Raw genomic sequence first — 18,902 nt, forward strand, 5'->3', positions numbered from 1 at the left:
ATGAGTTCAAAATATAGAAACATAGCCAATACAAAAAGGCAAGTGAGCAAGGTCAATCTTTCAGGAAATGCCATAAGCAAAAAAGTAAGCTTGTCAAATGTTGATTCAAGTAACATCTCTAAAATAACGGATTTGATGGTCGATGTTATCCGCCGTCAACGTAGATTGTGGCGTAAAGAGATTAACGATTGGCAAGCGGCTAGATATGCTTATTATCAATCCGAAATACCTCGTTTCTTTCCGATGCAAGAAGTCTATGACGATATCATGTTAGATGGACATTTGACCGCCGTAACCGAAGACAGAACGCTAAGAACCATTAACGAAGATTACATCTTTTCGATTGACGGAATCAAAGATGATAAATTAACGGCTTTTATTGAAGATCAGGAATGGTTTGATTATGTTTTAGATGAAGCCCATAAAACAACCTTTAAAGGCGAAGGTTTCCTTTGGATAAAAGACTTTGAAAAAGGGAACATCAAAGAGGTCGAAATGATTGATCGTGGTTTGTTGGTACCAGGACAAAAAATACTATTGTACGACATCAATGGAACGAAAGGTTTGGACGTTTCTGAAGTAGACGACATTTTGCTTTATGCTAAGTTTTACAGCAATATTGGAATATTAGAAAAGGCGGCAGTTTACACCATACTTAAACGCCACTCGTGGGGTTCTTGGGATGAGTTCGAAGAATTATTTGGTGTTCCGATTCGTATTGCCAAAGTAGCCAGTCAAAGCGAAACTGTAAAAAACGAAGTTGCAGGATGGTTGGAAGAAATGGGAAGCGCGCCTTATGGAGTTTTTCCAGTAGGTACGGAAATCGATATTAAAGAAAATAGTAAGGCGGATGCTTTTAATGTTTTTTACCAAAAAATACAGGCGTTAGACAAAGAGCTTTCTAAACTGATTTTACACCAAACAATGACAACCGAAAATGGAGCGAGCAAAGCCCAAGGAACGGTACACGAAAATACTTTGGAAGAGGTCATCAAAAGCGATAAAAAGAAAATGCTTTCTTTCCTAAACAAACGCTTAGTTCCCTCTATGCGCAAGCTCGGTTATGCTATTCCAGATAATGCCAAAATTACTATTGAAAAAACCAAAGACCCCGAAAAGCAAATTAAAATTGATAGCCATTTAATGAGTAACGGTTATATTTTAAAACAGCAATATGTTGAGGAAGTTTATGGAGTAGAAATTGAAAGTATGCCGTCAGGTCAAACGCCACCAACATACCCCGACAATGCAAAAAAGCCCTAAGCCTGCTTAAACTATACTATCGTTCTAAATGTTATGAAACGGAACATGATTCCGCAATACTTGATAAACAAGACGATGTTTTAAGCGGGCTTATCGAAAGCTATTTTAGACAATTATATGACGACAGGAATGTTTCTGACGAAAACAAGCAAGCTCTTTGGGAATATTACAATTCTCATTTAAGCAAAGCATTTAATTCGGGTTATAGTGCCGATTCTGAGTTTTATGATGCCGATTTAGCACAATCCTTAAAAAGTGATATTGCGCAATTTTCGGCTTTCAAAGAAACGAGTTTCAGAACACAATTAGAGTCCGCACTTACCGACGATGGAAAAGTTGTGTCGTGGTCGGATTTCAAAAAGAAAGCGACTGAGTTAAATGTGGATTACAACCAACGTTGGTTAAAAACCGAATATCATCATACGGTTGCAACGGCAAACAGCGTGGCAAATTGGAAAGGTTTTGAAGCCGATGCGGACTTATATCCAAACCTAAAATACAACGCCGTAAATGATGCCCGAACTCGTGAAAAACATCGTGCCTTAGATGGATTGATTTTGCCAATGAATCACCCGTTTTGGAAAACCCATAATGTACCATTAGATTGGGGTTGTCGTTGTGGCTTGGAGCAAACAGACGAAGAGCCAAGCAAAGTAATTCCCGAACTGGATATAAAAGGAGCATTTAGAAATAATGCCGCTTTGAGTGGAAAAGTGTTTGGAGAAATGCCGTATGAGGGAGGAATGAACGCCACCCAAATTATAGAGTCAAAAACCAATGCTAAAAAGTTTGTAGCTAACAAAGTATTGCAATCGGATAGAAAAGACCAATTTAAAACGGTATTTAAAAGTAAAAAAGGAGCTGTTTTAGAACACCAACTAATTACCAAAAGCGACGATTACAAAGATATTTTAGGAGTTGCCAAAGCCTATGCACAAAAAGGAAAAATTGCCGAAATGTTACCCGAAATTTCAGAACGTGAAAAAACAATTCGAAGTGTTGTTTTTCCAAATTTACAGTCCAAAACATCTAATCCCGATTTGAAAATTGGAAATCAATATTTTGATATCAAAAGACCTTCAGCTATTAAAAACATTTTAGGGAATGCCAATAAAGCTTCAAAGCAGGGAGCAATAGTAGTAATTAGCGATAGTCGATTAGATAAACCTTTGACGGATGCAATTATCCAGGAGCGAGCAAAAGACATTTTTAAGAATAAAAATTACAATTACGATTCAGTTGTATTTTATAGGAATGGAGAGCTAATTATATTAAATCGAACAGGCGTTTAGTATTACTACTAAACGCCTGAGCTTTGCCCGACCCGCAAGCCTGACTTTGCAAATATACTAACTTTTTTAAATACTATTTAAAAAGAGTTTAAAGTAATTGTAATTGAATGTTTTGAGGTGGTGGAGTATTGCCGTAGATTCCTTCGTGTTTTATGATCGCCTCAACAGTTCGGTTGGCTAAAAACATTTTGTTAGCGACTTCTTCAATAACAGCATCAATGCGCCACTTCTTGTTCTTTTCGAGAAGCTCGTAGAACATTTTGCGCACCTGAGTGTTTCTGTTATTAAATCGTTCTTGTTTTGTCATGTGACAAAAATATAAAATGTTTTAACAAAAAAAAAACCCAGTTTTTAGCCGGGCTTTTTGTTGGAATTATTTTTGTTTTTGGGATTGTTCTAAAAGCCAAACGGCATCTGTATTTAACTTTGTTTCGGGTGACATTTTGTAGTAGCCATATTGTGGTTTATTTGCTAAAACGGTCTGAGCAAATTTAGTAAAATTAAAGGCTTCATCTTTAAAAACTGACAAGTCAATAGATTTGTCGTAGATAAAGAAATGGCTTGTTTGCGTTGGATTTGCCCACTTATTTACATAAGCTTCGACATCTTGCTTAGTTGTACCATCTTCGTACTGAGCAATCCAGTACCAAGCTCCATTGAACTCAAAAGAGGCAACGTCTTGAACTTTGTTTGAGCTACAAGATACTAGTGTAAAGAGTGAGAATAGGAATAGTATTTTTTTCATTATTTAATATTTTTATAATTCAAATGTATTAATAAAAGCAGATGCATGCCAAAAGAAAAATAAGAATTACGCCAATGATTTCAATTTTCATAATTATTTTATTAGTTTGCCTGTCTATCTCAGCTAGTTTTTGTTTTAATCTCAAGTTTTCTCGATCATAAATTTGTTGGTATCTATCAGTCATAGTTTAAAGGTAACAAGGTTTCTTTTTGGTTTTTTACGGATTTCCATAGTCATGATATTAATTTTTTAGCTTACATTTGGTGCTGTCAACGCTAAGAAAGTGCGTTAGTGTTTTTCTAGGATTGGCGTAACGGTAGCCGCGCTTGTTTACCAAACTTGTGTCTTTGGACGTGTGGGTTCGAATCCCATATCCCCCACTAGGGGCTTGCAAAAGCCCCTTACCATTAGGGTTTAATACTTCTTATCTGTCCAATGAATTAATTTCATCTTTAAAAAATTATCGGGTGTAGCTTTTATTTGGGGATAGAAGTAATCAAAAAAATCTTCCCAAGTGTCAAAGCCATCATTTTGTGCAAATTCAAGCCTTTCAGAAAATACAAACAATTCTTTGTCATCAACTGATATTTGAATAACGTCATTGCTCCTATAGCTCATATAAACGTCTTGTACACTCACCACTTTCATAACTGGAGCAAAACGAAACATATCTTTTTGACGAACATTAATAAAAAAATCAATCTTCATTCCTGATTTCCAACGGTCGTTTTTGTCCTCACGAATGGTGTGGAGTTTTGGACGAAGTAATGGGAACATTACATAATCGAAATCCTTGTTACAATGTTGAGAATTGAACGGCACTGAATCTTTAAAAAATGGCAATCTTAAAGCTTGATGTATTCGTTCTACAAAACAAGTAGGCTTATTATTTATCTTTGTGCTGAATCCAAGTATCATTTTCTTTTCTTTTTTTTAGGAGTTAAGTGAGCCATTTTGTTTCTTTTCTTTTGCCATTTCAATTTTGCCTCTTTAGCTACTTTTTGAAAAAAATTAGCCTCTCTTTCTAATTCTACTAGATTTTTATCTTTCATTTTTCTATTTTGATTAAGTTTTGTTTATGTTCTGATTGATTGCATCTAGGACAATCATAAGGCTCAACGAATATGCTAATATGCCCTCCTGTATTAATTGCTGTGACGATACATTCTTTTTCAGTATGCCTCACTTTATACTTTGCTCCAATTTCAATTTTTTGCTTTTCATATTTTTTTAAGTCTTCCCAATTTTCGAATGGGTGACAATAGCATCCATAATAACCAATGGGTTTAACTTTTTCGTCTTTAATACTCATCATTAAATCGTTTTTGATTAATCCAAGTCACTAAGTGCGCTTTGGCTTGCCCAGTTTTGGCTAAGAATTCATCGTACTTTTTGAGAGCATTGAAACACTTTATTTTTTCGACCAGTGTAAGTTTTTCAAAGGCTTTTTCGGAGGCATCTTTTTTGATTTTCAAATTGTACTTTTTCCAAAAGGCATCAAAAGAATAATCATCTATTTTGAGTTCTATGGTTACAATTTTCTTGAATTTTGCCCAAGCTTCAATCATTGTTATACTTTCGGGAAAGGTTTGCTTTCGCAATAAATTAATAAAACCCGTTCCTGACGAATTGATAAAACAATGTAAAATGCCGTCGGTTTTTCTATACTGAAAAATCCATTTTTCTTTGGTTTCAATAAAGGTTACTTCGTAGGTTGTGTACTCTTCCATACTTTTATTAGTTGTGGCTTTAAACTCTTTTTAAAAGGTATTTAATAGGTTTTGTGTCTTTGTGATTTTTTGCCAGTTCTTTGGCTTTTTGCCTTAAACGATAATCAGTTTCGAATATCGATTCGCTTTTATTGGTTGGTTTTTTGAGTTTTTAACCTAATGACATTAAGCTAGTTTTTCGTCTAAATAATTTAGTATTATTCTTAAATCGTTTTTGGGTTTAGGGTCATTCACGGTGTCGAGTAATGACGAAATGATTTTTAACAAGGCTAACTCTTCGTGATATTTTAAAGAGACTTTATGCTTTTTACTTTGCTCAAACAGATTGTTAGATTTTATAAGCTCTTTTCGTTTTTTACTAAACTTTTCCTCTAGCTCAAAAGCTATCGAACGGATGGATTTTTGCTCCTGAGTTGTAGCGGGAAATAGATTGAATACTTGGTCTAAAAGTTTTGCTATTGCAAATACTTGGTCGGCGGTGTAGATTGGAGTTTTAGTCTTTTTTTTCATTATTCAAGATATAAGCCTGTTGTTATTTGAGTACTATAAGAACCGCCCTCTATTTTAGATAATTGTTCCCTATCCGCTAATTCTTTTTCAGACAACTTTGATAGGTCTATTGTTCCAATTTGTTCTTTATGGTATATTTTCGACTTCATTACATATTGTCCAAAAAACACATCTTGAAGTTTTGCCCTTCTTGCGTTTTTAGTTTTAGTTGTTTTACATCTTTTTATTAAAGGCAAACAAAACTTTCTGAATTCAGAGTTCATGTGCGGTTTGAAGTATTCGAAAGAGCTTGAAAGTAAAACCCAATCAATATAGTCTAGCGATAAAAAAATACTTTTGCGTCCTAGAGTTGATTTATAGGCATTAAATTCTTTCTCTTTAAAAAAGAATTTGTGTAACTGTATGAATAATTGTAAATCTAAATTTGTGGCGTACTTAAATTCATATTCTTTTAAGTGCATTGTTTTTATAAATTCATCGGTCAAATCATGCTTTTTAAGTAGCTTGTTTAATGCTATTTCCGCTGCTATTTTTTCGCCTTCAGTTGTTCCTCTTTTTACAATCTCGTAAATTTTTGAAATTTTATCTTTTAGTTGTTCGTTCATTTTAACATTCGGTTTTAGAAGGTTCTAAGGCTTCGCCACATTTGGCGCAAACTAACTGGGTAGTTTCGCAAGTGACTACGATTTCTATTACTTTGATTTTGGCTATGTCGTGGGGGCATATTTCGGTTATACTATGGTTTTCCATTTATATTGAGTTTTTCCAAAGTGCCACGCCATCCAACGCCTTAATGATTTTTGATACTTCTAACGGTGTCATATCTTTTAAAGGCTTTTTAACTGGGCTTTTAGGACTCTTTAAAAAGCGGTTAAACCATCCTTCCATATCGGCAACCTCTCCGTGTCTATCGTTTTTAACAACAATATTTGCCGTATATAAATTGGCTTGGATTCGTGCGTGTTGGCTGTTATTTCTGTCGAAATATCCCCAGTTTGTAAATTCATTAGCTTTAACAACTGGACTGTTATCGCCCGTTTGTTGCCTGATAATCTTGACGGCTTGCGCTTGGGTGAGGCTTTTTAGTGAGGTTTGGGAATTATCTCCAGTAACCCATTGTACCCATTCGTCTTTTATATCTTCTTGCCAATTGCTGTTTTTGCGAATGGTTTTGATTTGAAACGTTGTAATGGGCAAATCTTCACCGTAGATAGGTGGTGTTTTAGTTTTTGTCATTTGATTCAGGATGTTTTTCAGCTAATTGATTTTCAGATAGTTTAAATATTGCGGGGTTTGAAACTCCTACGACCGTCATTGTGTCCCATTTTGTGGGAACATTTTCATTGTTAAGCCACCAACCGCCGATCCTTATTATTACGGCATCTTTGTCCCAAACTTCCACTTCAATATCATAAATAACAATTCTGTTAAAACCACGTCTCTTAGTGCCGTTTTTAACTAATTCGTAAACTTTAAATTTTTCAACTAGAGAATTCTCTTTTACAAATAATTTTAAAATTTCGTTGTAGTCTTTATTGATTATTTTAAGTTGATTTTCCTTTTTTATCAATAGAGCTTTTCGCTTTAAAATAAAATCTTCTGTTTTCATATTTACTTTGTCTTATAGATTGATGTTATATGTTTTTTAAATGCTTTTTTGTAAATCAAAATGCTTTGATAATTGGTAAATGCGATCAACTCTGTATCGTTTAATAAATGGTCACATGTCCGTTTATCGTGTATTTCTCATGGTCTTTTAATAGTATCATTTTTACGCTCATTAGCTCGTTGTTTGTAGGTTACATTTAGTTTAAAATGCAACCAATCAAAAAAAAGGATAATGTCTTTTCGGTTAAACACTACTAGCGCAATGGCTAGTAGTGTTGATGTTTTAAAATCGCTCATTTTAAAGGCTAGAAAAGTTTAAGTAAAGGTTATGCCACTTTCCGTCAGCGTTTTTCATTTTAAATTCATAACCGTAACCTTTTAGGTGGTTCGAGAATGATTCTTTGATCAGTTTTAAGCCTTCTTTCCAACGTGGATCATCAAACTTGTCTTCGTGCTTGTATAAATCCATCACACGATTATATTCTAATTCGCCTTGTGCGTTTCGTTCTAAGAAACTCATTAGAATTTCATACATCTTAACATCACGTTTCTTGATAGCATCGCCTAAGAAATCTTTTATGAGTTCTACGGCTTTTCCGCTTCGTTCATCCCAAACTGGTTCTGTATCTCGTCGGCGGGTTACTCTCATTGTATCCTCTGTGTCAGTTACTGAAAAACCACCTTTGGAGTTGCTTCTTAATTTCCCATATTCAGAAAGCTTCACGGCTTGTTTGTCCATTTCGATGTGACAAAACGTTTTGAATTCGCCTAATTCTTTAAATAATGCTTTGGCGGTAGTAATGACTTTGAAAACCATTTCGTCACGATCTTTTTCATAAGCTACTTTTTCCTTTTCTTCTTTGGCTCTTTCGTTTTTTTTACTAGTAGCAAGCATTTGTTCTAATTCGGCTGTGGTGTATTCTTTTTTCTCTATTGCTTCTGCGCTCATAACTTTGATAGGTTGTTAAATTATTCTTGATACTTTTTTTAAGCTAAAATTGATTTTGTTTTCGATGTGTGGTGGCACTTGGTAGTTTCTGATTTCTTGCGGGAGTATTTCGCCATTAATTCCTGCTAGTTGGCTAAATAGTCCACCTCTTTCTTGATTGATACAAATGCGCTCTTCGAGGGTAAAAACATATAGTTTTCCAAAACTTCGTTTATCAACCTCGGAGCAATACACAAGTACATTGTGCAAGTTTTCAAGGCGTTGGTTGATTTTATCTATTAACATGCATTCTGAGAATTATGTACTCGCTTTCGAAGCTCTCGCAAATCCTTTTCGATTAAGTTGCGGTTCTCGTGGATCGGGTTGTCTCTTAGCCATTGTTCTAATTCGGCTATTTTGTTGGCTTGTTGTTGTGGAGTCATGACTAGTTTTGGTTTAATATTGATATTTCGGTTCTGATTCCTTCTACTATGGTAGTTTTAGGTTTTTCGGTGCGTTTTTTGGCGTTTTGCAATAAACTCATAGGAAACCGTGACATTAGTTTATTAATGCACTCGCAATACAGTTTGTCTTTGTCAGTTCCCGTACTTTCGGGGTATCGATCCGACAATAGTTTAAACTCTTTTTCTTCTTTGGCTAATTCAGTAATAAACCATTTGTTTACGAGGGTATTAGCAAAAACTTGCTGAAACTCTCTCGTTGTTGTCGTTACGCTTAATGTCCATAATTCCCAAAATTCAAGAATAAAGTCTTCTTTGTTTTTTGTGCTTTGCAACAACTCTATTAAATAGGCTGTTATATTTTCTTGTGTTGCTGTTTTCATCTTTTTTGTTTTATTCTTGTGAACCTCTTAATTTTTCATATCCTTCGTTCCAAATGATAAATAAACCTCCATTTGGTCCTATTGTTCTCCCTTTACACGCGGCCAAATATCCCGACACAAATACTTTTTGTTTAGCGTCAAACATGATGCTTTTCTCAAGTTCTGACCGTGGATTGCTCCCTTGGGCATGTCCTGATATAATGATGATCTTATTTTTGTATTTCTTTTTAAAGTCAAGGTATTGGTCAAACGATTTAAAAAAGTAGGTTCCTGAATCTATTACCACGACTTCTTGACTTCCTCTTCTGTCTAAATATTCACACAACTGATCATAATTATAAGAACCCGCTAAATATTTGTCTTTTACATCTCCCATGCCTACTAATTCCGTCCGTTCTATAAAGTCGGAATCATCCGTTTCCTCTTCCAATAAATTATAAAAGACATTCAAACCACATCTTGCAAATTCTTTGGCTAATTGCATTAAAAAGGTACTTTTTCCACTTCCAGAACTTCCCCAAACAAACCAAACTCCTTTATTCTGTGGACATCTAAAGGCTTCGAAAAAACTCTCTTTAAATAGTACTCTCTTGATTTTTTGGCTTAGAATATTGGCAACTGTTAGAGCTTTTTTTATCTTTTCTTTAGACATACATATTGTCGGGTATGTTCAAGACTTTTCTAACTAATTGCTCTGTCAATGGCTCTTGGGTTCTGTCTGACTCTCTCATAGCAGGAACTAAGCAATCGTGTAGCTCTCCATAATTGGCGCAATTTCTTTGGAGGAACTTTTTAAGATTTTTGTCTTGTAAATCTTTAAGAAATATGGCATAACTCCTGTCGATGTTTGGCAGTACTCTGATTCCAAATTTGATACGTCTGTAGAATTGAGGAATACCTGGTTTATTTCTTTTTCTAAGTTTATCCAAGTTCTCACGTAATTGGTCAGTTCCAACCAACACAATTGAGCAGTAGTTTTGTAAATTGTCGTAAAGCTCTTTCATCGCACATAAAGCAGGTTGCTTCATATACTCCGCCTCATCAAAAATTAATTGTGGAGTGTAACCTTGTGCTTTCAATTCACGCATTTTCTTTGAAATATCACGGATTTTGGCACTCTTTGTTTTCCCAGTAGTGATTTTTAATTGATCTACTATTTTTTCTATTAAATCCCCTAGATTATCTGAGCTTCCAACAGTTACAACAAAAATATCATGCGGGTTTTTTGAAGCAAATAAGCCAACTGTATGAGTCTTACCCGATCCAGTTTCACCAAAAAAAACATTTGTTATTCCGTGTTGTTTTGCATCTTTCAAATTGGCTAAAATAGAAATGGTTTGTGGTGTTGCTTGGGTTTCCCAATATACTTTGTCAAAGGAATACCCGCAAAACTCCGCTAAGGTGTGAAAATGAGGAGATGGGATTAAGCCTTTTTTATTTCCTGCATCATACATGAAATCACTGCTTTCTTTTAGAATTGTGTTCAAATATTCTTTTCGAATACCTGACTTTTTAGCCACATCTGCTGCTTTAAGCTTATGTGTGTCCATGTACTGTTTTAGTGTGGCTACGATGGCGGTTTTGGTAGTAGTTTCCATTATATATATTCGTTTATGTTAATTCGACTTTTATTATATTCTTGTTGTTGGATTAACCAACTTTCTTTTGCTTCCTTTTTGACTACTGTGGTTTGAACCTCGATCAGTTCTTTTGTTTTTTCAGCTAGTCGGTTGTCGTTGCGCCTGTCTTTATGCTGACCTCTGGAATCGACCAGTAGTAACTTTGCCAGTGTGTCTTTAAGTTCTGGGCGTTGGAATAATGATTCTGATAACTCAGCTCTATGATGTACTTCGTCTGTGATGTATTCTAAAACACTATTATTGTAATCTTTCACGCCTTGTAATTGTAATGCATCACCTTCTTGACGCTCTGCCAATGCCATTGGCTGTATGTATTTCTCGGTTAACATAAATTGGTAGGTTCCGACCTCATTAATCAGTTTTCCGTTTTTTGAATCAGCATTCAAAACCAATACTTTTGATAAATCATCTGGGTCATATTTGATAGCCCAATCCAAATGTGATAATTTCCTAAAGTTGATATCAAATGAATCAAAACAAAGTGTTTGACCGTTGATCGTTGGGGTTAATCCTTCGGGATAAAGTCGGTTAGTAAAACCAGTTGTTTGACCTAAAAAGCGCAAATACATTTCTTGATTTAAAACCGATTTAAATTCCTCTGCAATACCTATGAAATTGGCTAAGTAGAGTTCTTGTTTTTTTGCTCTATCAGCTTCGATAGCTGATATGATTTGTTGTCGGCAACCATTTTCATCAGGAAAAGAGTGGCGGATTTTGTTTAGATATTCATCGTTAGGTTGGTTTTTTGAACCCGAATCGACGTTATAACCTGACCAGTTATTAAACATTTGACAATACTCTTTGTTGAAGCGGTTAAAAAAAGGCTCAATCACTTTTGATTTCGCATTACCTATTTTAGCTGGCGTATAATGTGAAGAACAAGCCTCATAAGTTGGTGTAAGCACTTTAGTTTGGTAATTATCGGACTGCAACTGATATGGTCGATACATTTCGCCGAATAACTCCTTCGTGTGCTGAAAAGCGTTTCTTAAGGCTGCTTTAATCAATTCAGGGGTTTCATGCGTTCCAATCGCATAACCTATAATGTATTTATTCATTGGGTCAAGAACCATTACCGTCGTAAGTCTGTTGTGATAAGTAGTAGTTGAATATCCTTTTTTATCCAATGCTGTAGATTGGTATAAAAGTTCGACATCTAAACCGTCCAAAGTCCAGTATAACATTGATTGTTTCGGGGCTTTACGCTTATTCTGCATTAACATAGTATTAGATAATGCTTTTACTCCTTTTCGACCTGTAATAGTTGTTAAGTGTTTTTCTTCTTTTCTGTTACTTATTGTTTGCGGGGTAATCGTAGGCCACGCTAATCTTTTTGCAACGTCATTGTACAATCTTGAAATTTGAGCATTGTCTAGGTTATTGTGGTGAGCGATAAGCTCATCGATAAATGCTTTTTGTTCGTCTTCTTTTACTTTTGAAGCGTTCTGATTTTGAAGACGACCCGATATAATTGCGTTGTATCCTAATTTTAAATAGTTTGAAACTTGTATTCTCAAACCTCTCGAAGAGGTAGGTAGTTTATGAGCTACTTCCCGAAAAGCATTAACATCTTTTGTCAAAGTTTCCCAGATGTCAATTTGTGTGCATCCTAATGCTTTGGCATAAGCTTTTCGATTTGCTTTTAATTTAATAACGGTATTCAAAACTGATGCGTTATAAGTATAAGTTTCAATTAGCTCTAAATTTAATTTCTTATTATCATTGCCATAAGTGTACGCTGCAAAAAAATCAAATGCTTTGCGGTCAGCTTCATACTGATCAGCAAACCAACTCTTTTTTATCTCTTCTTTTGGACTCCCAAATTTTACCGTTAAACTGTCACGCCAGTCTTGGGATAAAGAGCTGAAAAGTATCAATGCATCATAGTTCAATGAAGCCCTACGAAGTTGCCTTTCTATGCAAGTGTCAGAATTCATACGACGATGCAAAGCATTGTAAGTGATAGCCATTAAGCTTTCACTATTTGCACTTCGGTCACAAATCAGATAGCTGATTTTTATACCTAGCTTGTTATGGTAATATTCGTACGGTGTTGATTTCATCTAATTAAAGAGTATCTAAAAATTTAATCACTTCTTTTCTCATCATATCATAAGTCTTCTTAATTGTCTCTGATGTTTCAGATTCTCTATCACCCGAAAGACTCATTTGAACGTATCTTTTTGATACTCCAAATTTTTTTATTAGTCTATCTATAATGTCCCCATTGTAGGTAGCTCTCTTTTTTGTACGTTTGTCCATCGCTTTATTTGTTCGTGTTGAAAGAACAAAGATATACGCAAAGTGCGTATTATAAAAATAAAAAAGAAAATATTTTACGCAAAATGAGTACACAAGTAGATAAGAAACTGATTTTAAACAAGATAAAAGACTGGTTTAAATTTGAAAAAGATAGTGATTTTGCAAGATTTTTAGGAATTAAGCCTCAGACACTATCAAGTTGGCACTCAAGAAATACTTTTGACATAGAACTTCTGTACTCAAAATGCGTAAATATAAATCCTGATTTCCTTTTTACAGGAAAGGAGCCTGTTATAAAAAAAATAATTGAAACTAAAGAATTGGAAGAACTTTCAGCAGTCTATCGACTAAAAACAGATAACAATGTGGATAATCAATCTATACCCTTATATAATCTTGAAGCAACAGCGGGAATAGTCTCTCTCTTTAAGGATAGTAAAGAAAATGAACCTATTGATTTTATAAAAATACCAAATCTTCCTAAGTGTGATGGAGCAATCTATGTTTCAGGCGACAGTATGTACCCGTTGTTAAAAAGTGGCGATATTGTCATGTACAAGCAAATTCACAATATCAAAGACGGTATCTATTGGGGCGAGATGTATTTGATTAGTGTGATTGATGATGGTTCAGAAATGGTAATGGTAAAATACATTAAGAAATCTGAAAAAGAAGGTTATATAAAGCTAGTTAGCCAGAACCAGCACCATCAAGAAAGAGATATTCCATTAAAAAAAGTGAAAGCTTTAGCCTTAATAAAGGCTAGTATTAGAATAAACTCCATGAGCTAAAATGGTAACACATTAATTATGAGTTAATTATATGTTTTAACTATTGTTATTTGTACTTTTGGGGGGTATTTAAATGTATTTTTATCAGTTTTAGCTTTATTAATATGCTTTTACGGGGCATTTTATGTCTGTATTTTTCGCATTGATGAAGCAACCCAATACGCAACCCAATATGCAACCCAATAATAGAAAAGAGTGTTTTTTTTCACTTTATCAATATATCGAAATTCAGGTTTAAATTAACTTTAATCAATAGTTAAAATCAGTTTAAACCTGAACAAATAAGCTCTCTAATAGCTTGTTTTTATTAGATTTAAGGGGTTTTTTAGTTCTTTTAATATATACTTAACTCTTATGGGTATTTAATCGATGTTTATGCGGTATTTATTGGTGGCTTATTCGTAATTAATTGAAGCTTCGTTTTTAAACAAAAAAAAACGCTCAACTTACGTGAGCGCCTTATTTTTATGGCTTTTTCGCCCTTTTTTTGGACTTTTTTAGCTTTATTCTTTTGGTAGTATTGTTTAGTGCCCTATAAGCGCATCTCAAAAAATAAATAATTAACGGGTAACAGGTATTATTTCCATCCTCCACCAAGTGCACGATATAACTCGGTATTGGCGGTTAATTGTTCGCGTTTTATATTAGCAAGTTCTAGTTCGCTTTGTAATATATTGGCTTGAGCTGTAATAACTTCTAGGTAATCTGCCATTCCGTTTTTGAAAAGCATATTTGAGTTAGTAATTGCTTGTTGCAAAGTTTTTACGCGCTCTTTAAGAAAGTATTGTTGGCTTTCTAATTTTTCGATTTTTACTAAAGCATCCGATACTTCACTCACGGCAACAAGTACCGATTGTCTGAAGTTTAATACTGCTTTTTCTCTTTCGGCTTTGGCAATATTATATTGTGTTTTTATTCTTTTATTGTTTAATAAAGGTTGCGTTAATCCACCAAGGGCAGTTCCGAATAAAGAAGCTGGAATGTTGAACCAATTGCTTGTTTCGAATGAATTTAAACCACCACTTGCAGTAATTTTAAGGGATGGATATAAGCTTGCTTTTGTGATTCCGACAGCTGCATTTGCTTTAACCAATGCTAATTCTGCGCTTTTTACATCTGGTCTTTGTTTTACTAATGACGAAGGAATTCCTGCTGTTAAATTTTGTTTTAACTCGATTGAATTCAGTGTAATTGTTCTTTCTTTTGAACTTGGAAATGTACCAGTTAAGACGCTTAATGCATTTTCTTGGATGGCAATGTTTTGTTCCAATGCTGGAATCAATTGTGCTGCAATTAATTTTTGTGCTTCCGATTGCTGAATGGCTAATGATGTTACTTGACCTGCATCGTATTTTAATTTGATGATGAAGGTTGTACTGTCATTTAATTTCAAGTTCTTTTTGGCAATTTCTAATTGAGAATCTAGCATTAAAAGATTGTAATATCCTTTGGAAACATTAGAAACTATTGTTGTTTGTAATGCCTTTTTTACTTCTTCTGATTGAAGATATCCTGCATAAGCTTCTTTTTTCTGACTGCGAATTTTACCCCAAATATCAGCTTCCCAAGAAAAGTTGATTCCTGTTGAGTAATCTTCAATATGGCTTTTATTTAAAGATTGATTCAGATTAATTCCGTTGAAACTATTCTTAGATGGATTATTGATGCTTCCGTTTACGAATGCGTTCATTTCGGGAATATTTCCCCATTTTGTCTGCGTTAATTGATATTGTGCTATTTCAATGTTTTTGGTTGCAATTTGCAAGTCATTGTTCTTTGTAATTGCACTGTCAATTAGTTTTACAATATCTTTCTCTGTAAAGAACGTTTTCCATTCCATACTAGCAGTACTTGTTGTATCGCTTGAAGCGGATGCTCCCCTGAAATTATCAGGGAATGCATCTTTTGGAACTTCAATATCCTTGGAAACTTTACAGGATATGAATGTTACGATGAGTACTAGTATCGCAACAGTTTTAGTTATATAATTTTTCATTTTATATCGTATCATTAATTTTTTTGACATTTATCTTCTGGTGCTTCAAGTACTTTTGAAACTTTCCAGGATATTAATGTAAAGACAACAAAAACTGTTATCAGAACTGATGTTATATAATTTTCCATTTTTATTTTTCTTCGTTATGTAGTACGGCTAATGATTTTCCAGTAACCTTTTCTTGTAAATGTTGGAAGACGATAAATAATACTGGGATGATTAATACCCCAAGAATTACTCCAGAAATCATTCCACCAGCAGCACCAATACTTATCGAGTGGTTTCCTTTTGCAGATGGTCCTGTTGCACTCATCATCGGGATTATTCCCACGACAAATGCCAACGATGTCATGATAATTGGTCTTAGTCTTAGTTTGGCAGCTTCTATTGATGCAGCAACTAATGATTTTCCTGCTTTTCTTCGTTGTGAAGCAAATTCGACGATAAGAATTGCATTCTTGGCGAGCAATCCGATAAGCATGACTAGAGCAACTTGAACGTAAATATTATTTTCAATTCCAGTTAATCCGATTGCAATGAATACTCCAAATACTCCTACTGGAATCGATAGTATTACTGCTAGTGGCAAGATGTAACTTTCGTATTGTGCTGCAAGTAGGAAGTAAATGAATATAAGACAAAGTAGGAATATCGTTGTTGATTGTCCTCCTGAAGAAATTTCTTCACGTGTTTGTCCTGAAAATTCATAGCTATATCCTGATGGCAATTGTTGTGCTGCTACTTCTTCGATTGCTTTAATGGCATCTCCTGAACTAAATCCTGGTTTTGGAATGGCATTAATTGAAATCGAGTTAAACAAGTTGTATCTAGAAGCGGTTTCTGATCCATAAATACGAGTTAGTTTTACTAATGTATTGATTGGAACCATTGTACCATTTTTGTTCTTCACAAAAACATTATTGATTGATGATGGCTCGGCTCTATCTTCGATATCTGCTTGTACAACAACTCTATAATATTTACCAAATCGGTTAAAGTCTGATGCTTGTGAGCTACCAAAATAAGCTTGCATTGTTTGTAGAATGTCTTTAACATTAACTCCCAATTGGTCGGCTTTTTCATCATCAATATCCAATTGCAATTGTGGATAATCGGCTTTAAAAGTGGTAAATGCTACGGCAATTTCTGGACGCTTCATTAATTCACCAATAAAAGTTTGTGAGATTCCACTAAACTTATCTAGTTTGCCTCCCGTTTTATCTTGCAAGACCAAATCAAGCGCTTCTACGTTACTGAAACCCGGAACGGTTGGAAAGCTGAATACAAAGAAACTTCCTCCTGTAATTGAACCTAGTTTTGCTTGAACATCGGCCATAATTTGATCGATATTTTTAATAGCTCCACGTTCTTCATTTGGTTTAAGCAATACGAAAATAACTGCCGATGATGGGCTTGTTGAGTTCGTTAATAGGTTAAATCCTGAAATTGCTGTAACGAATCTTGATGGTTCTAATCCTCTCAATGTATTTTCTGCTTCAGTCATTACTTTCTGAGTTCCATCTAATGATGTTCCAGATGGTGTATTAACTGCAATGGCAATAAATCCTTGATCTTCTGTTGGGATAAATCCTGCAGGAGTTGTTTTTACCATTAAGATTGTTGCTGCAGTTATTACTGCTAATCCTCCCAAACTTACCCATTTGTTGCGTATTAGGAATCTTAAACTTCCGACATAACGATTTGTTAACGAATTGAAACTTTTGTTGAATCCGATAAAGAATTTTTCTTTGAAACCTTTTTTAGCTTCTGGATCAGTTGCATGCGTTGCATGATTATTTTTCAAGAATAAAGCTGCAAGTGCTGGGCTTAATGTTAATGCGTTTACTGCCGAAATTAAAATTGCGATTGCTAGTGTAAAGGCAAACTGACGATAGAAAACCCCTGTTGAACCTTCCATAAAACCGACAGGCAAGAATACAGCCGCCATTACAAGGGTTATCGAGATAATCGCTCCTGTAATTTCGTGCATTGCTTCGTTTGTTGCTGCCTTTGGAGATAAATTTTTATGCTCCATTTTGGCATGCACTGCCTCGACGACGACAATGGCATCATCGACGACAATTCCAATTGCTAGGATTAAGGCAAATAAGGTTAGTAGATTTATCGAAAATCCAAATAACTGCATGAAGAAAAACGTACCCAATATAGCAACAGGAACTGCAATTGCTGGAATCAATGTAGATCTGAAATCTTGAAGGAATATAAATACTACAACAAATACTAATATAAAAGCTTCAATTAAGGTATGTTTTACCTGATCTATTGATTGATCTAATGAAACTTTTGTGCTATAAAAGACATTTTGTTTTATTCCATCAGGGAAGCTTTTTGCTGATTTTTCCATCAGATTATTTATTGCTACCTGAATTTCGTTTGAGTTAGATCCTGCTAATTGTATTACTCCAATTACAACTCCTTTTTTACCATTTAAACGAGTCAAACTATTGTATGAATAGGCTCCAAGTTCAACTCTTGCTACATCTTTTAATCGTAGTACTGAACCATCGGCATTTGAGCGTATAGCTATTTTTTCATATTCTTCGGGTTTTGTTAGTTTTCCTTTGTATTTGATAACGTATTCGAAAACTTCTTTACTTCGTTCTCCAAATTTACCTGGAGCTGCTTCTAAACTTTTGTCTTGTATGGCTCTCATCACCTCATTTGGTGTAACCTGATACGTTGCCATTTGTGTTGGATTTAACCATACACGCATGGAGTAATCTTTTACTCCACCAAATATACTTGCCGAACCTACTCCTGGAATACGTTTTATTTCTGGAATAATATTAATCTGTGCATAATTGGCAATAAACGTTTGGTCGTATTTAGCTTCGTCTTCGGTATATAAACCAATAGCCATTATGAGGCTATTTTGTTGTTTTGCTGTAGTTACCCCTTGCTGAACAACTTCTGCAGGTAACTGACTTGTAGCTTGTGCAACTCTGTTCTGAACGTTAACTGCTGCTTGATCAGCATCTGTACCTAATTTAAAGAAAATGGTAATCGCTAGCGTTCCATCATTACTGGCTATAGAACTCATATAGGTCATGTTCTCAACACCATTAATAGATTCTTCTAGTGATGGTGCTACCGAACGTAAGACTGTCTCGGCACTTGCTCCTGGATATACTGCTGTTACCAAAACCGATGGCGGTGCAATATCAGGAAACTGTTGTAGGGGAAGTTTTGTAAGTCCTAGTACACCCAATATCACCAATAAAATGGAGATAACAGTTGCCAGTACAGGTCTTTGAATGAATATTTTAAACATT

At 34.8% G+C, this 18,902-nt stretch carries 24 protein-coding genes and 1 tRNA gene; 4 read left to right on the top strand and 21 right to left on the bottom strand.

The window, feature by feature from the left end; translation table 11 throughout:
* Both QWY99_RS08530 and QWY99_RS08535 read left to right on the top strand, forming a co-directional pair.
* The gene (locus tag QWY99_RS08530; protein ID WP_290263730.1) at positions 1-1,263 is read left to right on the top strand and encodes a phage portal protein family protein; all 1,263 of its coding nucleotides are present in this window, start codon (positions 1-3) and stop codon (positions 1,261-1,263) included.
* 338 nt (positions 1,264-1,601) lie between these two features.
* Positions 1,602-2,555, top strand: coding sequence for a phage minor head protein (locus tag QWY99_RS08535; RefSeq protein ID WP_353960572.1), 954 nt, complete (start codon positions 1,602-1,604; stop codon positions 2,553-2,555).
* Positions 2,556-2,643: 88 nt separating this feature from the next.
* Here QWY99_RS08535 and QWY99_RS08540 read toward each other — a convergent pair whose 3' ends face one another.
* The gene (locus QWY99_RS08540) at positions 2,644-2,862 is read right to left on the bottom strand and encodes a hypothetical protein (protein WP_290263733.1); all 219 of its coding nucleotides are present in this window, start codon (positions 2,860-2,862) and stop codon (positions 2,644-2,646) included.
* 66 nt (positions 2,863-2,928) lie between these two features.
* Positions 2,929-3,300 carry a hypothetical protein gene (locus QWY99_RS08545; protein ID WP_290263736.1) on the bottom strand — a complete coding sequence of 124 codons (372 nt, stop codon included), beginning with the start codon at positions 3,298-3,300 and terminating at the stop codon, positions 2,929-2,931.
* 302 nt (positions 3,301-3,602) lie between these two features.
* On the opposite strand from QWY99_RS08545, the gene QWY99_RS08550 reads away from it, so the two are divergent.
* Positions 3,603-3,680: transfer RNA gene (locus QWY99_RS08550), tRNA-Gly, on the top strand.
* Positions 3,681-3,714: 34 nt separating this feature from the next.
* Here the strand turns inward: QWY99_RS08550 and QWY99_RS08555 are convergent.
* The 17 genes from QWY99_RS08555 to QWY99_RS08635 form a co-directional block, all read right to left on the bottom strand.
* Positions 3,715-4,218 carry a hypothetical protein gene (locus QWY99_RS08555; protein WP_290263738.1) on the bottom strand — a complete coding sequence of 168 codons (504 nt, stop codon included), beginning with the start codon at positions 4,216-4,218 and terminating at the stop codon, positions 3,715-3,717.
* Positions 4,215-4,352, bottom strand: a complete 138-nt coding sequence (locus QWY99_RS08560) for a hypothetical protein (RefSeq protein WP_290263741.1) — start codon at positions 4,350-4,352, stop codon at positions 4,215-4,217. Before QWY99_RS08560 ends, QWY99_RS08555 begins: the two co-directional genes overlap by 4 nt.
* A complete protein-coding gene (locus tag QWY99_RS08565) occupies positions 4,349-4,615 on the bottom strand; it encodes a hypothetical protein (protein ID WP_290263743.1) in 267 nt (88 codons plus the stop codon). The genes QWY99_RS08560 and QWY99_RS08565 overlap by 4 nt, the downstream gene beginning before the upstream one ends.
* On the bottom strand, positions 4,602-5,030 hold the full coding sequence (locus QWY99_RS08570) for an LvrA C-terminal domain-related protein (protein ID WP_290263745.1): 429 nt from the start codon (positions 5,028-5,030) through the stop codon (positions 4,602-4,604). The genes QWY99_RS08565 and QWY99_RS08570 overlap by 14 nt, the downstream gene beginning before the upstream one ends.
* A 165-nt stretch (positions 5,031-5,195) precedes the next feature.
* Entirely contained in the window at positions 5,196-5,540 is a 345-nt protein-coding gene (locus QWY99_RS08575; RefSeq protein WP_290263748.1) for a hypothetical protein, read from the bottom strand.
* On the bottom strand, positions 5,540-6,145 hold the full coding sequence (locus QWY99_RS08580) for a hypothetical protein (protein WP_290263750.1): 606 nt from the start codon (positions 6,143-6,145) through the stop codon (positions 5,540-5,542). Before QWY99_RS08580 ends, QWY99_RS08575 begins: the two co-directional genes overlap by 1 nt.
* Before the next feature lies 1 nt (position 6,146).
* Positions 6,147-6,290: a hypothetical protein gene (locus tag QWY99_RS08585; RefSeq protein ID WP_290263752.1), complete on the bottom strand. Its 144-nt coding sequence runs from the start codon at positions 6,288-6,290 to the stop codon at positions 6,147-6,149.
* The gene (locus tag QWY99_RS08590) at positions 6,291-6,776 is read right to left on the bottom strand and encodes a hypothetical protein (protein ID WP_290263753.1); all 486 of its coding nucleotides are present in this window, start codon (positions 6,774-6,776) and stop codon (positions 6,291-6,293) included.
* The gene (locus QWY99_RS08595) at positions 6,763-7,149 is read right to left on the bottom strand and encodes a hypothetical protein (RefSeq protein WP_290263755.1); all 387 of its coding nucleotides are present in this window, start codon (positions 7,147-7,149) and stop codon (positions 6,763-6,765) included. The genes QWY99_RS08590 and QWY99_RS08595 overlap by 14 nt, the downstream gene beginning before the upstream one ends.
* Before the next feature lie 137 nt (positions 7,150-7,286).
* Complete coding sequence (locus QWY99_RS08600) at positions 7,287-7,445, bottom strand: hypothetical protein (RefSeq protein ID WP_290263758.1); 159 nt, start codon at positions 7,443-7,445, stop codon at positions 7,287-7,289.
* Between the two features lies 1 nt (position 7,446).
* Complete coding sequence (locus QWY99_RS08605) at positions 7,447-8,097, bottom strand: DUF3164 family protein (protein ID WP_290263759.1); 651 nt, start codon at positions 8,095-8,097, stop codon at positions 7,447-7,449.
* Positions 8,098-8,112: 15 nt separating this feature from the next.
* Positions 8,113-8,382 (bottom strand): hypothetical protein, encoded by a 270-nt coding sequence (locus QWY99_RS08610; protein WP_290263761.1) that lies wholly within the window; start codon positions 8,380-8,382, stop codon positions 8,113-8,115.
* Between the two features lie 139 nt (positions 8,383-8,521).
* Positions 8,522-8,920 carry a hypothetical protein gene (locus QWY99_RS08615; RefSeq protein WP_290263763.1) on the bottom strand — a complete coding sequence of 133 codons (399 nt, stop codon included), beginning with the start codon at positions 8,918-8,920 and terminating at the stop codon, positions 8,522-8,524.
* A gap of 10 nt (positions 8,921-8,930) precedes the next feature.
* Positions 8,931-9,572 carry a hypothetical protein gene (locus tag QWY99_RS08620; protein WP_290263766.1) on the bottom strand — a complete coding sequence of 214 codons (642 nt, stop codon included), beginning with the start codon at positions 9,570-9,572 and terminating at the stop codon, positions 8,931-8,933.
* The gene (locus QWY99_RS08625) at positions 9,565-10,518 is read right to left on the bottom strand and encodes an AAA family ATPase (RefSeq protein WP_290263768.1); all 954 of its coding nucleotides are present in this window, start codon (positions 10,516-10,518) and stop codon (positions 9,565-9,567) included. Before QWY99_RS08625 ends, QWY99_RS08620 begins: the two co-directional genes overlap by 8 nt.
* Entirely contained in the window at positions 10,518-12,623 is a 2,106-nt protein-coding gene (locus QWY99_RS08630; protein WP_290263771.1) for a hypothetical protein, read from the bottom strand. Before QWY99_RS08630 ends, QWY99_RS08625 begins: the two co-directional genes overlap by 1 nt.
* Before the next feature lie 4 nt (positions 12,624-12,627).
* Entirely contained in the window at positions 12,628-12,822 is a 195-nt protein-coding gene (locus tag QWY99_RS08635; RefSeq protein ID WP_290263773.1) for a hypothetical protein, read from the bottom strand.
* A 17-nt stretch (positions 12,823-12,839) separates the two neighbouring features.
* Between QWY99_RS08635 and QWY99_RS08640 the strand changes: the two genes are divergently transcribed.
* Positions 12,840-13,613 carry a LexA family transcriptional regulator gene (locus QWY99_RS08640; protein ID WP_290263775.1) on the top strand — a complete coding sequence of 258 codons (774 nt, stop codon included), beginning with the start codon at positions 12,840-12,842 and terminating at the stop codon, positions 13,611-13,613.
* 577 nt (positions 13,614-14,190) lie between these two features.
* On the opposite strand, the gene QWY99_RS08645 is transcribed toward QWY99_RS08640, so the two are convergent.
* Together QWY99_RS08645 and QWY99_RS08650 are read right to left on the bottom strand one after the other, a co-directional pair.
* Positions 14,191-15,609 (bottom strand): TolC family protein, encoded by a 1,419-nt coding sequence (locus QWY99_RS08645; RefSeq protein ID WP_290263778.1) that lies wholly within the window; start codon positions 15,607-15,609, stop codon positions 14,191-14,193.
* Positions 15,610-15,739: 130 nt separating this feature from the next.
* Positions 15,740-18,901 carry an efflux RND transporter permease subunit gene (locus QWY99_RS08650; protein ID WP_290263782.1) on the bottom strand — a complete coding sequence of 1,054 codons (3,162 nt, stop codon included), beginning with the start codon at positions 18,899-18,901 and terminating at the stop codon, positions 15,740-15,742.
* Position 18,902: the final 1 nt, after the last annotated feature.

Origin of the sequence: Flavobacterium branchiarum (assembly GCF_030409845.1) — a bacterium.
GTDB classification, from domain to species: domain Bacteria; phylum Bacteroidota; class Bacteroidia; order Flavobacteriales; family Flavobacteriaceae; genus Flavobacterium; species Flavobacterium branchiarum.

Coding starts and splice junctions, on each gene's coding strand:
- QWY99_RS08600 (WP_290263758.1), bottom strand. CDS start 7,445: ATGAGCGATTTTAAAACATCAACACTACTAGCCATTGCGCTAGTAGTG.
- QWY99_RS08635 (WP_290263773.1), bottom strand. CDS start 12,822: ATGGACAAACGTACAAAAAAGAGAGCTACCTACAATGGGGACATTATA.
- QWY99_RS08610 (WP_290263761.1), bottom strand. CDS start 8,382: ATGTTAATAGATAAAATCAACCAACGCCTTGAAAACTTGCACAATGTA.
- QWY99_RS08650 (WP_290263782.1), bottom strand. CDS start 18,901: ATGTTTAAAATATTCATTCAAAGACCTGTACTGGCAACTGTTATCTCC.
- QWY99_RS08615 (WP_290263763.1), bottom strand. CDS start 8,920: ATGAAAACAGCAACACAAGAAAATATAACAGCCTATTTAATAGAGTTG.
- QWY99_RS08605 (WP_290263759.1), bottom strand. CDS start 8,097: ATGAGCGCAGAAGCAATAGAGAAAAAAGAATACACCACAGCCGAATTA.
- QWY99_RS08630 (WP_290263771.1), bottom strand. CDS start 12,623: ATGAAATCAACACCGTACGAATATTACCATAACAAGCTAGGTATAAAA.
- QWY99_RS08575 (WP_290263748.1), bottom strand. CDS start 5,540: ATGAAAAAAAAGACTAAAACTCCAATCTACACCGCCGACCAAGTATTT.
- QWY99_RS08620 (WP_290263766.1), bottom strand. CDS start 9,572: ATGTCTAAAGAAAAGATAAAAAAAGCTCTAACAGTTGCCAATATTCTA.
- QWY99_RS08565 (WP_290263743.1), bottom strand. CDS start 4,615: ATGATGAGTATTAAAGACGAAAAAGTTAAACCCATTGGTTATTATGGA.
- QWY99_RS08530 (WP_290263730.1), top strand. CDS start 1: ATGAGTTCAAAATATAGAAACATAGCCAATACAAAAAGGCAAGTGAGC.
- QWY99_RS08570 (WP_290263745.1), bottom strand. CDS start 5,030: ATGGAAGAGTACACAACCTACGAAGTAACCTTTATTGAAACCAAAGAA.
- QWY99_RS08555 (WP_290263738.1), bottom strand. CDS start 4,218: ATGATACTTGGATTCAGCACAAAGATAAATAATAAGCCTACTTGTTTT.
- QWY99_RS08540 (WP_290263733.1), bottom strand. CDS start 2,862: ATGACAAAACAAGAACGATTTAATAACAGAAACACTCAGGTGCGCAAA.
- QWY99_RS08645 (WP_290263778.1), bottom strand. CDS start 15,609: ATGAAAAATTATATAACTAAAACTGTTGCGATACTAGTACTCATCGTA.
- QWY99_RS08585 (WP_290263752.1), bottom strand. CDS start 6,290: ATGGAAAACCATAGTATAACCGAAATATGCCCCCACGACATAGCCAAA.
- QWY99_RS08625 (WP_290263768.1), bottom strand. CDS start 10,518: ATGGAAACTACTACCAAAACCGCCATCGTAGCCACACTAAAACAGTAC.
- QWY99_RS08580 (WP_290263750.1), bottom strand. CDS start 6,145: ATGAACGAACAACTAAAAGATAAAATTTCAAAAATTTACGAGATTGTA.
- QWY99_RS08590 (WP_290263753.1), bottom strand. CDS start 6,776: ATGACAAAAACTAAAACACCACCTATCTACGGTGAAGATTTGCCCATT.
- QWY99_RS08545 (WP_290263736.1), bottom strand. CDS start 3,300: ATGAAAAAAATACTATTCCTATTCTCACTCTTTACACTAGTATCTTGT.
- QWY99_RS08560 (WP_290263741.1), bottom strand. CDS start 4,352: ATGAAAGATAAAAATCTAGTAGAATTAGAAAGAGAGGCTAATTTTTTT.
- QWY99_RS08595 (WP_290263755.1), bottom strand. CDS start 7,149: ATGAAAACAGAAGATTTTATTTTAAAGCGAAAAGCTCTATTGATAAAA.